We start from the raw sequence: 14,157 nt of genomic DNA, 5'->3' as shown, positions 1-14,157 counted from the left end.
GCGTAGGCGTGGCACGATCCCCGCGTGTCCACCGATCTCACGCTGGCCCTCCGCCTGGCCGACGCCGCCGACGCGATCACCACCGCGCGGTTCCGCGCGCGGGACCTGGTGGTCGAGCGCAAGCCCGACCGCACCCCCGTGACCGACGCCGACGTGGCCGTGGAGGACGCGATCCGCGCCGTGCTCGCGCCGACCGGGGACCAGGTCGCGGGCGAGGAACGCGGCGGCGTCGTCGGCGAGGGCCGGACCTGGGTCGTGGACCCGATCGACGGCACCAAGAACTTCCTGCGCGGCGTGCCGGTGTGGGCGACGCTGATCGCGCTCGTGGTGGACGGCGTGCCGCGGGTGGGCGTGGTGAGCGCGCCGGCGCTGGGCCGCCGCTGGTGGGCCGCCGCCGGTGAGGGCGCGTTCACCCTGGACGCCATGGGGGAGCGGCAGATCACCGTGTCGGGTGTGCGGGACCTGTCCGACGCCTACCTGTCGACCACGCACCTCGGCTCGTGGGTCGAGCACCACTCGCGGGAGGCCTACCTGCGGCTCGCGGACGCGTGCTGGGAGAACCGGGCGTTCGGCGACTTCTGGCAGCACTGCCTGGTCGCGGAGGGCGCGATCGACGTGGCGGCGGAGGCGGTCGTGAACCCGTGGGACGTCGCGCCGTTCCAGGTGCTGGTGCGCGAGGCGGGTGGGCGGTTCAGCGACCTGTCCGGGGTGGACCGGTTCGACGGCGGGAACGTGCTGTCCACCAACGGCCACCTGCACGACGTGGCGCTGGACCTGCTCCGGGGCTAGCGGCCCAGGGGCTGTTCGTCGTCGGGCGAGTCGAAGGAGCGCTTCACGCGGGGGCGGAAGTCGGCCTCCGGGAACACCCACTTCTTGTAGCCGTACCAGCGGAACGCCATGGCGACGAGGGTGCCGACGAGTTGGGCGCTGGTGAAGTCCGCGATCTCCTCCACCAGCCGGCTCACGTGCGGCTCCTGGAGGTGCAGCAGGTAGCGCGACGCCCACAGCGGCAGCGAGTTGAGGCCGATCGCGACACCGTTGACCAGGAAGAACAGCGCGGCCTCGTGGTGCCGCTCCCGGCCGCCCCTGGTCCGGAACGACCACTCGCGGTTGAGCACGTAGGAGACGATCGTGGCGACCAGGGTCGCGATGATCTTCGCGGTCACCGGCTTCTCGGTGAGCACGGTCATCTTGAGGCTGAAGAAGATGGCCGTGTCGATCACGAAGCAGGTGCCGCCGACCATGGCGAACTTGAGCAGCTCGCGGTGGCGGAGGGCCAGCGAGCGCAGCGGTTCGGGCAGGCGGCGGACGACGTTCTCGACTACGGACACCGGACGAGTGTACGGAGAACGGGTAAAAGTGCTGTTCAGGCCGCTTCGGGGTGGCTCAGGCCACGTCGCGCTCGTCCTCGGGCACGACCCGCAGCGGGCGGACCGAGGGGCGGGCGTCCGCCTGGGGGAAGACGAACTTGCGCATGGCCCAGAACTTGAACGCGGTCGCGGCCAGCATGCCGATCACCGAGCCGCTGATGAAGTCGGCCAGCTCGCTGTGCAGGTCGATCATGTGCCGCGACACGTACAGCGGCGCCAGGTTGACGCCGATGCCGGTTCCGCTGACCAGGAAGAACAGCGCGGCCTCGTGGTGCCGCTCCCGGCCGCCCCTGGTGTGGAACGACCACTCGCGACTGAGCACGTAGGACGCGATCACGGCCACCAGCACGGCGATCGCCTTGGCCGTGACCACCTTGTCCTGCAGGACGGTCAGCTTCAGGGCGTACCAGACGCCGTTGTCGATGACGAACGTCGTGCCGCCCACGACCGCGAACCTGATCAGCTCGCGATGCTTGTTGATCAAGAAGCGCACGGGCTCCGGAAGACGGCTGAAGATCCTGCGCACGACTGGCAGCACCGGGGCAGCCTACCCACGGCGCGCGAACCCGATCATCAAGGGGTCCGGCACACATCCGGTGGCAGGAGGTCTCGCAGCGCCGGGGGCCACCACGGCGGGGCCGGGCGGCACGGCGGCTCGCTCCGCGCGGGCGGCGGTGTGGTGGTCGGCGGCGGCTCGGTGGCCGGCGGCGGCGTGGTCGTCACGGGCGGGGCCGACGGCTCGTCCGACGGCTCCTCGGTCGGCTCCTCCGCCGGCTCGGTGGGCTCGGTCGGCCTGGTGGGCTCCGCCGGCGGCGTCGACGGCGGTGTGGTGGTCGGCACGGGTGTGGTGGTGGTCACCGGCGGCTCGGGGCGTTCGACCGGCGGCTCGGGCAGGTGCCCGTCGCCCGGATGCCGCCCCACTGGCACCTCGACGGTCTTGGACGCCGTGCCGAGGGTCGCGGTGACGGTCACGTTGCCGCCCCGGAACGGCAGGCCGAACGCCCACACCGACAGCCGGAACGAGTCGCCGCGCTCCAGCTCGTGCGTGCACACGACCCGGTGCCGGGTCCGTTCGCAGTCCGGCCGCGGCGCGACGAGCGTGATGCCGTGGTCGGACTCGACCACGAGGTTCAGCGTCCCGGCCCGGCCCCCGGTGTTGGTGGCCTTGATGTCGATGCGCGGATCCCAGAACCCGTGGTGCCACTTGTGCGCCCGGAGGTCCAGGTCGTCTTCGCCGGGCCGGATGGTCAGGTCCACCCGGACGCCCACGGAGACCGCCGTTCCCGCGCTGACCGTGCCGGTGATCGCGTCGTCGACCGCCTCCTGCTCGGCACGCAGCCGGAACACGAACGTGGCCGAACCGCCGGGCGCGATGCCCTGCGTGGTGCCGCACGTGATCTCGCCCGCGCCCGCCGGGCAGCCCACGGTCTGGTCGTCGGCTCCGTCGAGCTGCACGAGCCGTGCGCCGGTCAGCGACGTGCCCGGACCCACCGCCCGCACGCCCGGCGGCAGGGTCAGCACCGCGCTGGCGGGCGTCGAGGTCGTCTCGCCGGTGTTGCGCACCGTGATCGGCAGCGCGACCGGCGGCGAGCCGGGTGTCAGCGTGAAGCCGCTGGGCACCGTGGGCACGAGCCTCGGCGGCGTGGGCGGTTCCGGCTCGGGCTGTGGCGCGGGCTCGGTGGTCGACGTGGGAGTGGTCGACGGCGGGGTGGTCGACGTCGACGTGGTCGGTTGGGTCGTCGGCGCGGGCGTGGTGGTCGCCGGGGGCTCCGTCGTGGTCGGCGGGTCCTGCGTCGGCGGGGTCGGCAGCGGCGGCGGGGACTGGGGCGCTGTCGTCGCGGGTGGCGGCGCCACGGTCTGCGCGACGGGCGCCTGGCCCTCGCCGCCGGACGCCAGACCGATGATCACGGCGATCGCCAGCGCCGCCGCCGAGGCCGCCGCGCCGAACACCTGCCGGGGTGCGGAACCCGTCGCGCTCGCGGCACCGCCCGCGCCGGCTCCCACCGCCACCGCGGTCGCGGCCTTCGCGGTGGTCGCCGTCGCCGCCAGGTAGCCGGAAGCGCTCACGCCCAGCACCAGCGGCGCGATGAACGCGCGCAGCGCGCCGTTCACGTCGGCCAGCTCGGCGGCCAGCCCACGACAGTCCACGCACTCGTCCAGGTGCGCCTCGACCTGGGTCGTCTCCCGCTTGGACAGCCCGCCCCGGGTCCACGCGCCCAGCCGGTCGACGGTGGCGCGGCAGCGTTCGGGGGTCGTCTCGGCCAGGTGCACCTGGAGGTACGCCTGGCGCAGGCCCTCGCGCGCCCGGTACGCCAGCGCGGACACGCCGTTCGCGGTCAGCCCGAGCAGCGGCGCGACGTCGGCGGGCGACTGGCCCTCGATCTCGGTGTGCCAGAGCACGGTCTGCCAGCGCTCGGGCAGCCGGGCGAACGCCTGCGCGGCCAGCGACCGCTCCAGCCCGGCCACGGCGGTGTCCCGGAACGGCACCGACGTCGCCTCGGGGCCCGCCACGGCGGTGATGTCGTCGGCGAGGTCGACCTTCTTGTCCCGCCGGGTCTTGTCGTACGCGGTGTGCCGCAGCGCGGTGAGCAGGTAGGCGCGGAACGCCGAGTCCGGCCCGCGCCCCGCGCGCAGCGTGTCGAGCACCTTGGCGAACGCGTCGGAGACCAGGTCGTCGGCCTCGGCGGAGGAGCGGGCGAGCTGGCGGGCCAGGTTGTAGGCCGCGCCGACGTGGCGTTCGTAGAGCCGGCCGTAGTCGTCGATCGCCCCGCCGCGCACGGAGTCGATCAGCTCCGCGTCGCTCGGCCCGTGGACTTCAGCCGGAACGGTCGCCACGTGTCCCCCCTCCTCGCGCGCCAAGTGTGGCCTACCGGGTGGCGGACCGTCACCAGTAACCCCCCAACCGGGTCCGCGCGGTGCCGTCATGGACGAGCCCCTGCGACGTCTCGTAACCGAAGTCCCCAGGTCGAGGAGGCATCCGGGTGGGTGTGCGGGAAGCAGGCGCCGGCAGCAGGGCTGCGGCACGGCGGGCCGGCGCGGACGTGGTGCGTGCGCTGAGATCGCGGTGGCGCACCGCGACCATGGCGGCCGGCTGGTCGTATCCGGGCGACTGGCCGCTGGCGGAGGTGGACGAGGTGTGCGCGGCGGTGCTGGACACCGCCGACCCCGCCGCGGCGCTGTACCGGCTGGGCGGCGCGCGGGCCGAGGCGGGCGCGGGCCTGGCGGAGACCCTGCTGGACCTGGCGGCGCTGCACGCGGTGCTGGCGGAGCCGCCGGGCTCGACCGGGATCGTGTCGCCGAACGTGGACGCCATCCCGGCCCGGATGATGCGGGCGACCGCGCTGGGCTGGGGCGACGTGCTGACCGACCAGGCGGCGAGCTGCGCCGCCGACAACCCGCTGACCGGCCTGGCGACCGGCGCGTACCTGCGGACGAGGTTGCGCGAGGTGTACGCGGAGGCGCGGACGTCCGGCCGGCAGGACCACCTGCTGGTGCTGGTGTCGCTGGACCTGACCCGGACGTCCGGGTGGTCCCGCGTGGTCGCGATGACGCTGCTGGCGGACGCGTTGCGCGAGGTCTTCGACTCGGGCCAGACGGTCGCGTCGGTCGGCCCGTCGGTGGCCGCCGTGCTGGTGAAGAAGGACGTCCGCCTGCACCGGGCGGTGCTGAACCTGCGCCTGCTGACCGCCGACCGGCTCGCCGTCGACCCGCACGTGGCGCCGGCCGGCCCGGTGAAGGTTTGGCTCGAACCGCTGCCGGCCACATATGAGGAGGCCATCGAGCTGATCACCAGCCTCGGGCGCTGACGTCACCCCTGTCCAGCGCCCGTTCGACCCCTGTCCCCGAGGCCCGCGACGTGCCCCTCGCGTCGCGGGCCTCGCCTGTGCCCGGCCCTCCCGGACTTGACGCGGAGTGCTTCGGTACGGTCTTCTAGTGTCTTAGTTGAGTAGAACACTTTGGAGGCGTCGGGTGGAGTTCCGCATCGACCGGTCCAGCGGCCTCCCCGCGTATCTCCAGCTCGTGCGGCAGGTCCGGGAGGCCCTGCGGCTGGGCTGGCTGGGGCCGGGGGACCGGCTGCCGACTGTGCGCGACGTGGTCGCGAACAGTGGCGTCAACGCGAACACCGTGCTCAAGGCCTATCGGGAGCTGGAACTGTCCGGGCTCGTGGAGGCGCGTCAGGGCTCCGGCACGTTCGTGAAGGCCGGGCTCGGCTCGACCGACCCGGAGGTGATGGACGCGCTGAGAGAGCGGCTCGCCTTGTGGGTGCGGGAAGCGCGGGAGGCCGGGCTGGACGAAGAGGACATCGAGGCGCTGGTGCGGTCTGTGATCGCCGGAGATCCGAAGAACGAGGGGAAAGGGGTGGCGGTCTGATGGCCACTAGCGTGGCAGAGCCGGTGGACACCGCCGCGGCAGCGGTGCGCGCACAGGGCTTGGGCAAGAATTACCGCAGCAAGTGGGCGCTGCGCGAGTGCACGTTCGACCTGCCCGCCGGGCGGATCGCCGCGCTGGTCGGCGCGAACGGCGCGGGCAAGACGACGCTGATGAGCGTGCTCGCGGGCCTGCTGAACGCCGACGAGGGGTCGGTGGGCACGGCGGGCCGGGTCGCGTTCGTGTCCCAGGAGAAGCCGGTGTACCGGCACTTCAGCGCCGCCGACATGCTGCGGCTGGGCCGCCGGCTGAACGTGGTGTGGGACCAGCCGCGTGCGGTGCGCTGGCTGGAGCGGTTCGAGATCCCGCTGGACAAGGCGTGCGGCAAGCTGTCCGGCGGCCAGCAGGCGCAGGTGGCGTTCGCGCTGGCCATCGGCTCGCGCCCGACCGTGCTGATGCTGGACGAGCCGCTGGCCAACCTGGACCCGCTGGCCCGCCGCGAGGTGACCGCCGAGCTGCTCAGCGAGGTCGACGAGACCGGCATGACCGTGCTGCTGTCCACGCACGTGGTGGCCGAACTCGGTGGCGTCGCGGACTACCTGCTGCTGCTCGCGCACGGCCGGCTGCTGGCCGGCGGCGACCTGGACGAGCTGCTCGCGCGGCACGTGTCCTACGCCGGTCCGCGCTCCGAGGTGCCGCCCGCGCTGGGCGAGGTGGTGGAGGCGCGGCACCGGGGCAGCCAGTCGACGTTCCTGGTCAAGCTGCCCGAGGGGCAGCCCCGGCCGGTGGTCGCCGGGCAGTGGACCGAGCGGCCCGTGACGTTGGAGGACTACGTGCTCGCGCAGCTCGCGGCAACCCGGAAGGGGCTCGCATGACCGTCACTTCCACTCCCGTGGCGCAGCGGGCCAAGGTCGGCTGGGGCGACCTGCTGTGGCTGACCTGGCGCCAGCACCGCTGGCAGCTCGGCGGCGTGGCGCTGGCCGTCGGCGGCGTGACGCTGGCCTGCCTGGTGATCGCGTGGGTCACCGACGCCACCGGCACGTACCAGCACGACTTCCTGTTCCTGGGCGGGTTCAACGGGGCGTCCCAGCTAGCCTCGATCGCCTCCATCGCGTTCGGCGGGTTGATCGCGGTGTTCTGGGCCGCTCCGCTGCTGTCCCGCGAGTACGAGCAGAAGACCAGCGTCGTGGTGTGGACGCAGGACATCACGCCCACCCGGTGGCTGGTCGGCAAGATGGTGCTGCTCGGCGTGCCCGCGGTCGGCTTGGCGGCAGCCCTGGGCTCAGCGGTGCGGACCGGGCAGAACGCGATGAACTCGGCGCGCGAGGACTACTTCCCGTACCGGCCGTTCGAGAGCGCGGTCTTCGAGTCCGCGCCGCTCCTGCAGATCGGGTATGCCGCGTTCGGGTTCGCGCTCGGGCTGGCGGTCAGTGCGATCACCCGGCGGACCGTGCTCTCGATGGGGTTGACGCTCGGCCTGTTCATCGCGGTGCGGATGGCGGTCGGCGTGGTGTGGCGGCCGTACTTCCAGACACCGCTGCGGCGGATCCAGCCGTACGACTCGCCGAGAGGCTTCGGCGGCCCGCGTGTGCCCGACGACCTGACCATGTACGTCGCGAGCGGTTACATGGACGCGGCGGGCAACGAGATCGAGTTTCCGCGGGTGTGCGGCACGAGGTCGTACGACACCGCGGACGGGTTCGTCGACTGTCTGAGGGGGCACGGGGTCGTCAACACGTTCACCGACTACCAGCCCGTCGAGCGCCTGGTGCCGTTCCAGCTATTCGAGTTCGCGGTGTTCGGGCTGCTGGCGGCGGGGCTGCTCACGCTGACCCACCTGTGGGTGCGCCGCTCGCACCGGTTCTAGTCCTTCCGGACACCTTGATCGACCCGGCGGAGGGAGGCTTCGCGCGCTTCGGGGGCGTGCGAAGCCTCCCTGTTTTTGCAGGTAGGATCTGTCACCCGTGGACTCCCGAACTCGTCTCCCGGTCGTCGGCATGATCGGCGGCGGCCAACTCGCCCGGATGACGCACCAGGCGGCCATCCCGCTGGGCCAGTCGCTGCGGGTGCTCGCCGAGTCGGACTCCGACCCCGCCGCCCTCGTCGCGCGGGACGTCGAGCTGGGCAAGCACACCGATCTGGACGCGCTGCGGACCTTCGCCAAGGCCTGCGACGTGCTGACGTTCGACCACGAGCACGTGCCGCAGGAGCACCTGCGCGCCCTGGTCGCCGACGGCGTGAAGGTGCACCCCGGCCCCGAAGCCCTGGAGCACGCGCAGGACAAGCTGGTCATGCGGGTCAAGCTGGCCGAGCTGGGGCTGCCGGTGCCGCCGTTCAGCGCGGTGCTGGAGACGGCGGACGTGCTGCGGTTCGGCGCGGAGCACGGGTGGCCGTGCGTGCTGAAGGCCGTGCGCGGCGGGTACGACGGGCGGGGCGTGTGGATGCTGAACACGCCGCAGAGCGCGCAGCGCGTGGTGCCCGAGCTGCTGGCCGCCGGGACGCCGCTGATGGTCGAGCAGTGCGTGCCGATGCGCCGCGAGCTGGCCGCTCTGGTGGCGCGGTCGCCGTTCGGCCAGGGCGCGGCGTGGCCGGTGGTGCAGACCGTGCAGCGGAACGGCATCTGCGTCGAAGTGCTCGCGCCCGCTCCCGAGACGACCGGCGAGGAGGCGCAGGAGCTGGCGTTGCGGATCGCCGCCGAGCTGGGCGTCGTGGGCCTGCTGGCGGTCGAGCTGTTCGAGACCGCGTCCGGGCTGGTGGTCAACGAGCTGGCGATGCGCCCGCACAACTCCGGCCACTGGACCATCGAGGGCGCGCGGACGTCCCAGTTCGAACAGCACCTGAGGGCCGTGCTGGACTACCCGCTCGGCGCGACCGACCTGGCCGCGCCCGCCGTCGTGATGGCGAACGTGCTCGGCGCGGCGGACGTGCCCGAGATGGGGCCGGACGAGCGGCTGCACCACCTGTTCGCCCGGTTCCCCGACGCGCACGTGCACCTGTACGGCAAGGCGGAGCGGCCGGGACGCAAGATCGGCCACGTGACGCTGCTCGGGGAGCGGATGGACGAGGTGCGGGAGCGGGCGAGGCTCGCGGCGCGCTGGCTGTCCGACGGCGTGTGGCTCGACGGGTACGACATCCACGGAGGACAGCAGTGACGTCAGTCGGCGTGATCATGGGCAGCGACTCGGACTGGCCGGTGATGAAGGCGGCCACCGAGGCGCTGGCGGAGTTCGACGTGCCGTACGAGGTCAGCGTGGTGTCCGCGCACCGGACACCGCAGCGGATGCTCGACTACGCGACGTCGGCCGCCGGGCGCGGGCTGCGGGTGATCATCGCGGGCGCGGGCGGCGCGGCGCACCTGCCGGGCATGGTGGCGTCGGCGACCGTGCTGCCGGTGATCGGCGTGCCGGTGCCGCTGAAGTACCTGGACGGGATGGACTCGCTGCTGTCGATCGTGCAGATGCCGGCGGGCGTGCCGGTGGCGACGGTGTCCGTCGGCGGCGCGCGCAACGCGGGCCTGCTGGCGGTCCGCGTGCTGGCCGCTTCCGACCCGGTGTTGCAGGACCGGATGGCGTCGTTCCAGGCGTCCTTGGAGCGGCTGGTGCTGGAGAAGGACGAGGCGCTGCGGGCGGCGCTCTAGCCGGTTCGTGCCCTGTTGTCGACGGCACACGGGTGCCTGCGGTGAACGCGCGCTAACATCTCGGTAGCAGGCCCTACCGGGAGGTAACTTAACGTGGACCCGAGTTTCGGCACCTACCAGCTCGCGGAGGAGCACGAGGCGCTGCGCGAGGCTGTCCGGTCGCTGGCCGACAAGGAGATCGCGCCGCACGCGGCCGACGTCGACGAGCAGGAGCGCTTCCCGGTCGAGGCGCTGAACGCGCTGGTGAAGTCCGGCTTCGCCGCCGTGCACGTGCCCGAGGAGTACGACGGCCAGGGCGCCGACTCGGTGGCCACGTGCATCGTGATCGAGGAGGTGGCCCGCGCCTGCGCGTCGTCGTCCCTGATCCCGGCCGTGAACAAGCTGGGCACCATGCCGATCCTGCTGTCCGCGTCGGAGTCGCTGAAGCAGCAGGTACTGCCGTCGATCGCGTCCGGTGAGGCGATGGCGTCCTACGCGCTGTCGGAGCGCGAGGCGGGCTCGGACACGGCGTCGATGCGCACGCGCGCTCGTCTGGACGGCGATCATTGGGTGCTCAACGGTACGAAGTGCTGGATCACCAACGCCGGCGAGTCCACCTGGTACACGGTGATGGCGGTGACGGACCCCGACGCGCCGAAGAAGTCCCAGGGCATCTCGGCGTTCGTGGTGCACAAGAACGACCCCGGTTTCGTGGTGGGCTCGAAGGAGCGGAAACTGGGCATCAAGGGCTCGCCGACGCGCGAGATCCACTTCGAGAACTGCACGATCCCGGCGGACCGCATCATCGGCGAACCGGGCACGGGCCTGAAGACGGCCCTGCGCACCCTCGACCACACCCGTCCGACCATCGGGGCGCAGGCGGTGGGTATCGCGCAGGGCGCCTTGGAAGCCGCCGTGGCCTACGTCAAGGATCGCAAGCAGTTCGGCACGTCGATCTCTTCCTTCCAGGGCGTGCAGTTCATGCTGGCCGACATGGCGATGAAGATCGAGGCGGCTCGTCACATGGTGTATGTGGCTGCGGCCAAGGCTGAGCGTGGGGAGGCGAACATCGGCTTCATCACGGCTGCTGCCAAGTGCTTCGCTTCCGATGTGGCTATGGAGGTGACCACGGACGCCGTGCAGCTCTTTGGTGGGGCCGGGTATACGCGGGACTTCCCTGTCGAGCGCATGATGCGTGACGCGAAGATCACCCAGATCTACGAGGGCACCAACCAGATCCAGCGCGTTGTGATGTCTCGGGCGCTGCTCAACCGCTAGTGGTGCGTTCCCTTCCGGTTGCGTAGTGCTGTCGCAGTCGGTGTCCCTCGACGGTTTCATCGAGGGACACCGGCCCGGCGGCCGAGGTTGTCCGGAACGGCTTGGAGACGAAGACCGTCGCCTCCGGGCGCTCCGCTACGCGCCCAACGTGGCCAGGTAGCCCGCCAGCCGGTCGTAGCTGATGTCCGCCCCGTTCTTCATGCCGGTCTCCGTGGCCCGGTCGCGCTCGGCCTCGGACGGGAACTTCATGGTCTGCACGACGGTCGTCCGCGAGCCCGAGGCGATGAACTGCGTCGTGTTCACGGTCTCCGCCCAGTCGCCGCCCCACGACTCGGTCTGCCTGGTCCGCGAGTGCGGCGTCACCTCCAGGTAGGTGCCGGTCATGCTCATCTCCGTGCCGTCCTCCCGCCGCCAGACCATGTGCCACCGGCCGCCGGGGCGCAGGTCCACCTCGCAGACCGGCATGGTCCAGCCTTCCGGGCCCAGCATCCAGTGGACGATGTGCTCCGGTTTGGTGAACGCGTCGAACACCAGCCGTTGAGGCGCGTCGAACGTCCTGGTGACCGCTACCTCCACGGCGGACGGCGTGCTCCACTGCGAAGCGGTGTCAGTGGTCATCTTGCTGCTCCTTCATCCGTTCCAGGTAGGCGTCCAGCCGGCGGTAGCTCTCGTCCCAGAACCGGCGGAAGCCGTCGGCCCACTCGGTGACCTCGCGCAACGGCGTCGCGTCGAGTGTGCAGGGACGCCACTGCGCGTCGCGACCGCGCACGATGAGGCCCGCCCGTTCGAGCACCCGCAGGTGCTTGGACACGGCCGGGCCGCTCATCGCGAACGGCGCGGACAGTTCCTTCACCGTGGCCGCCCCTTCCGCCAGGCGGGCCAGGATGGCTCGGCGGGTCGGGTCGGCCAAGGCCGCGAAGGTGATGCTCAGCGGGTCGTCTGCCATGTGTACCCAACCGGTTGGTTATCTAACTGTCTGGTTTTCTACGCCCCTGTCGGGATGCTGTCAACCTTGCTCCAAATGCCGGATTTGGTTGAATCTTCATATAACGTCGGTCGCGCACTGCCATCGAACGAAGGGATCTCAGGCATGGTTCGGGACGTCGCGGCACTCATCGGACGGATCGGCGTCGGCGTGGTGTTCTTCGCGCACGGCTGGCAGAAGGTCACCGAGTGGGGGCTCGACGGCACCGCCCAGGCCTTCCAGGGCATGGGTGTGCCGCTCCCCACCGTCTCCGCCTGGTTCGCGACCCTGGTCGAACTCGCCGGCGGCGCGCTGCTGATCGCGGGCGCGGGGCTGCCGGTGGTCGGTGTCCTGCTGGCGCTGGACATGCTCGGCGCGCTGATCATCGTGCACCTGCCCAACGGGCTGCTCGGCCAGGGCGGCTACGAACTCGTGCTCGCGCTCGGCGTGGCGGCTCTCGCGCTGGGCTTCAACGGCGGCTCGCTCACCGTCGACCGGCTCGTCCGGCGCAAGCGGACCGCCGAAGTGTAGTGCTGAGGCCGGCCTGGTTCGTCGTGGTCCAGATCGTTGTCGGACAGACGGTTTCGGCGAACCAGGCTCGGCCGGGCTAGCCGACGAGGTCGAGTGACGTGTGCTCGGTGGCGCGCCGCGCCGGGAGGCGGTCCGGGTCGGCGTTGCTGCACTGCACCAGCGACGCGCCGCCCGCCAGCACGGCCAGGAAACCGGTCAGCAGACCGTCCGGCTGCGTCCACTCCACAGTGGACAGCACCCGCGCGTCCGCCGTGATGCCCAACGTCGCCGCCCGCTGCCGGGCCTCCGCGACCACTTCGTCCACAGTGGACTTCCCGAGTGCGGGTGTCGTGCCCGGAACGGGCGACCACGGCATGAACTCGTCGCCGAACACCCGCACCTCGTCCACGTAGTCGACCTCCGCCCCGCAGCCCAAACCCATGGGGTGCAAGGAAACCGTCGCCGTCACACCGGCACCGGACGCCACCGCGCCGGGCGGCACGAAGGCCACCTTCGCCCCGGCCGGGTCGTCGGTCACGGCCGCGCCGCACCACCACGCGCCGAGCAGCACGCCGGCGGTCTGCCAGTGCGCGGGCAGCAGCACCGCCACCGGGTCGCCGGGTTCCACGTCCAGCTCGTCGCGCAGCCAGTTCGCCGTCTTCGCCGCCCAGTTGCCGATCGTCGCACGGGACAGCTCGACCCGCGTGTCGGCCGCGTCGTCGTAGTGCGTGATCAGCGGCCGGCCGGGGCCCGCGGCGAACAGCGGCGTCAGCAGGGTTTCCGTGACGGTCATGGCGTCCACCCTGCCATCCGCCGGCGGCCCGTTCGAGGCGGGGTCAGTCGGGGTCGGCCGGGGTCAGTCGACGCAGGGCGGCCCTTGGCGCAGTTCCCGGCGCGGCCCGTCGAGCGACACAACGCCGCCGCCGCCGAACTTCTGCGCGGTCGTCGCGATCGTCGCGGCCGGCGGGGGCGCGGGCGTCTTCTCTCCCAACACCTGAGCCACGAACGCCTTCACCTGCTCCCGGTCCACGGTCACGACGCTCTGGCCGCGCGCGTTGACCGTGCCGACCCCGGTCACCGGGATGGTGGTGAACTCCACGTTCCCGCCCGCGAGGCCCTGCGCCTGCCCGGCCAGCGTCCCCAGGTCGAACTTCTCGTCCACCACCACGGACTTGGACATGGCGTCGAGCAGACCGGTCAGCTTGCCCTGGTCGGTGAACGTCCCCGCCGACAGCAACTGCGACATCGCGGCCTTCAGGAACACCTGCTGCCGGGTGATCCGGCCCAGGTCGCCGCCGGGCAGGTTCTTGCGCTGCCGCACGAACGCCAGCGCGTCGCCGCCGGAGACGGTCTGCACGCCCGCCCGGAAGTTCGCCCCCGAGTCGGGGTCGCTGGTGGCATGGTTCAGGCACACCTCGACGCCGCCGATGACCTGCGTCAACAGGTAGAACCCGTACAGGTTGACCTCGGCGTAGTGGTCGACCCGGACCCCGGTCAGGTCCTGCACGACCTGCACCAGCGCCCTCCGCCCGGCCTGGTCGCCGAGCTTGGACCGCTCCTCCAGGTCCCGCACGCCCTCGGCGGCGAGCCGTTCCATGGTGAAGAACTTGGTCACCCCGTACGCGGAGTTGATCTTCTGCTCGCCGTGGTCCGGGATCGGCACGGACACGTCGCGCGGGATGGACACCGCGTGCGCCTGGCCGCCGTTGCGGGGCACCCGCAGGACGATCATGGTGTCCGTGTTGACCGTGTCGGTCGCCTCGGTCCGCAGTTCGCGCAGCACCCGGTCCGGGAGCTGCCTGCCCTGGGCGTCGGTGCGGCTGTCGCTGCCCACCAGCAGGATGTCCAGCGCGCCGTCCTCGGCGGGAGGCGCGTTGGGGATGTCGGACAGCTCGGCCAGCACGTCCGTCGTGTTCACGCTGTCCTGCACGCGCTTGACCGTCGCCCAGCCGTACCACGCCAGCACGAGCACGGCCGCGGACAGCAACGCGACCAGCGTCCGTCCGGTGATCACCGCGGCCTTCACGGGCGGCCCTCCTAGTCTGCGCGAC

16 protein-coding genes are annotated in these 14,157 nt (G+C 71.9%); 9 read left to right on the top strand and 7 right to left on the bottom strand.

Features of this window, described 5'->3' with window-relative positions; translation table 11 throughout:
- The first annotated feature begins 24 nt into the window (after window positions 1-24).
- The gene (locus tag ACQPZF_RS37725) at window positions 25-789 is read left to right on the top strand and encodes an inositol monophosphatase family protein (protein ID WP_433265365.1); all 765 of its coding nucleotides are present in this window, start codon (window positions 25-27) and stop codon (window positions 787-789) included.
- Here ACQPZF_RS37725 and ACQPZF_RS37720 read toward each other — a convergent pair.
- From ACQPZF_RS37720 to ACQPZF_RS37710, 3 genes are read right to left on the bottom strand one after another with little or no spacing between them, the layout of a single operon-like run.
- On the bottom strand, window positions 786-1,331 hold the full coding sequence (locus ACQPZF_RS37720) for a GtrA family protein (protein WP_433265364.1): 546 nt from the start codon (window positions 1,329-1,331) through the stop codon (window positions 786-788). The genes ACQPZF_RS37725 and ACQPZF_RS37720 overlap by 4 nt on opposite strands.
- A gap of 55 nt (window positions 1,332-1,386) precedes the next feature.
- Window positions 1,387-1,905: a GtrA family protein gene (locus tag ACQPZF_RS37715; RefSeq protein WP_433274894.1), complete on the bottom strand. Its 519-nt coding sequence runs from the start codon at window positions 1,903-1,905 to the stop codon at window positions 1,387-1,389.
- 38 nt (window positions 1,906-1,943) lie between these two features.
- Window positions 1,944-4,205: a sigma-70 family RNA polymerase sigma factor gene (locus ACQPZF_RS37710; protein WP_433265362.1), complete on the bottom strand. Its 2,262-nt coding sequence runs from the start codon at window positions 4,203-4,205 to the stop codon at window positions 1,944-1,946.
- Between the two features lie 146 nt (window positions 4,206-4,351).
- Between ACQPZF_RS37710 and ACQPZF_RS37705 the strand changes: the two genes are divergently transcribed.
- The 7 genes from ACQPZF_RS37705 (at window position 4,352) to ACQPZF_RS37675 (ending at window position 10,632) form a co-directional block, all read left to right on the top strand.
- A complete protein-coding gene (locus tag ACQPZF_RS37705) occupies window positions 4,352-5,176 on the top strand; it encodes a GGDEF domain-containing protein (RefSeq protein ID WP_433265360.1) in 825 nt (274 codons plus the stop codon).
- Window positions 5,177-5,339: 163 nt separating this feature from the next.
- Window positions 5,340-5,741 (top strand): GntR family transcriptional regulator, encoded by a 402-nt coding sequence (locus ACQPZF_RS37700; protein WP_433265358.1) that lies wholly within the window; start codon window positions 5,340-5,342, stop codon window positions 5,739-5,741.
- Window positions 5,741-6,613 carry an ATP-binding cassette domain-containing protein gene (locus tag ACQPZF_RS37695; protein WP_433265356.1) on the top strand — a complete coding sequence of 291 codons (873 nt, stop codon included), beginning with the start codon at window positions 5,741-5,743 and terminating at the stop codon, window positions 6,611-6,613. The genes ACQPZF_RS37700 and ACQPZF_RS37695 overlap by 1 nt, the downstream gene beginning before the upstream one ends.
- A complete protein-coding gene (locus ACQPZF_RS37690; protein ID WP_433265354.1) occupies window positions 6,610-7,605 on the top strand; it encodes an ABC transporter permease in 996 nt (331 codons plus the stop codon). Before ACQPZF_RS37695 ends, ACQPZF_RS37690 begins: the two co-directional genes overlap by 4 nt.
- A 97-nt stretch (window positions 7,606-7,702) precedes the next feature.
- The gene (locus ACQPZF_RS37685) at window positions 7,703-8,890 is read left to right on the top strand and encodes a 5-(carboxyamino)imidazole ribonucleotide synthase (protein ID WP_433265352.1); all 1,188 of its coding nucleotides are present in this window, start codon (window positions 7,703-7,705) and stop codon (window positions 8,888-8,890) included.
- A gap of 17 nt (window positions 8,891-8,907) precedes the next feature.
- The gene (purE, locus tag ACQPZF_RS37680; protein WP_433274893.1) at window positions 8,908-9,375 is read left to right on the top strand and encodes a 5-(carboxyamino)imidazole ribonucleotide mutase; all 468 of its coding nucleotides are present in this window, start codon (window positions 8,908-8,910) and stop codon (window positions 9,373-9,375) included.
- A 93-nt stretch (window positions 9,376-9,468) separates the two neighbouring features.
- Window positions 9,469-10,632 (top strand): acyl-CoA dehydrogenase, encoded by a 1,164-nt coding sequence (locus tag ACQPZF_RS37675; protein WP_433265350.1) that lies wholly within the window; start codon window positions 9,469-9,471, stop codon window positions 10,630-10,632.
- Window positions 10,633-10,767: 135 nt separating this feature from the next.
- On the opposite strand, the gene ACQPZF_RS37670 is transcribed toward ACQPZF_RS37675, so the two are convergent.
- Together ACQPZF_RS37670 and ACQPZF_RS37665 are read right to left on the bottom strand one after the other, a co-directional pair.
- The gene (locus tag ACQPZF_RS37670) at window positions 10,768-11,250 is read right to left on the bottom strand and encodes an SRPBCC family protein (protein WP_433265348.1); all 483 of its coding nucleotides are present in this window, start codon (window positions 11,248-11,250) and stop codon (window positions 10,768-10,770) included.
- Entirely contained in the window at window positions 11,240-11,578 is a 339-nt protein-coding gene (locus ACQPZF_RS37665; RefSeq protein ID WP_433265346.1) for an ArsR/SmtB family transcription factor, read from the bottom strand. Before ACQPZF_RS37665 ends, ACQPZF_RS37670 begins: the two co-directional genes overlap by 11 nt.
- A gap of 144 nt (window positions 11,579-11,722) precedes the next feature.
- Between ACQPZF_RS37665 and ACQPZF_RS37660 the strand changes: the two genes are divergently transcribed.
- Window positions 11,723-12,127, top strand: a complete 405-nt coding sequence (locus tag ACQPZF_RS37660) for a DoxX family protein (protein WP_433265344.1) — start codon at window positions 11,723-11,725, stop codon at window positions 12,125-12,127.
- Window positions 12,128-12,203: 76 nt separating this feature from the next.
- On the opposite strand, the gene ACQPZF_RS37655 is transcribed toward ACQPZF_RS37660, so the two are convergent.
- On the bottom strand, window positions 12,204-12,899 hold the full coding sequence (locus tag ACQPZF_RS37655) for a TIGR03089 family protein (protein WP_433265342.1): 696 nt from the start codon (window positions 12,897-12,899) through the stop codon (window positions 12,204-12,206).
- A 63-nt stretch (window positions 12,900-12,962) separates the two neighbouring features.
- Window positions 12,963-14,132 (bottom strand): LCP family protein, encoded by a 1,170-nt coding sequence (locus ACQPZF_RS37650; protein ID WP_433265340.1) that lies wholly within the window; start codon window positions 14,130-14,132, stop codon window positions 12,963-12,965.
- Between the last annotated feature and the right edge of the window lie 25 nt (window positions 14,133-14,157).

The sequence above is a fragment of the Actinosynnema sp. CS-041913 genome (assembly GCF_050942485.1).
Lineage (GTDB): Bacteria > Actinomycetota > Actinomycetes > Mycobacteriales > Pseudonocardiaceae > Actinosynnema.
Note: the sequence above shows the minus strand (reverse complement) of the source record. Positions and strands in the feature narration are given on the sequence as shown.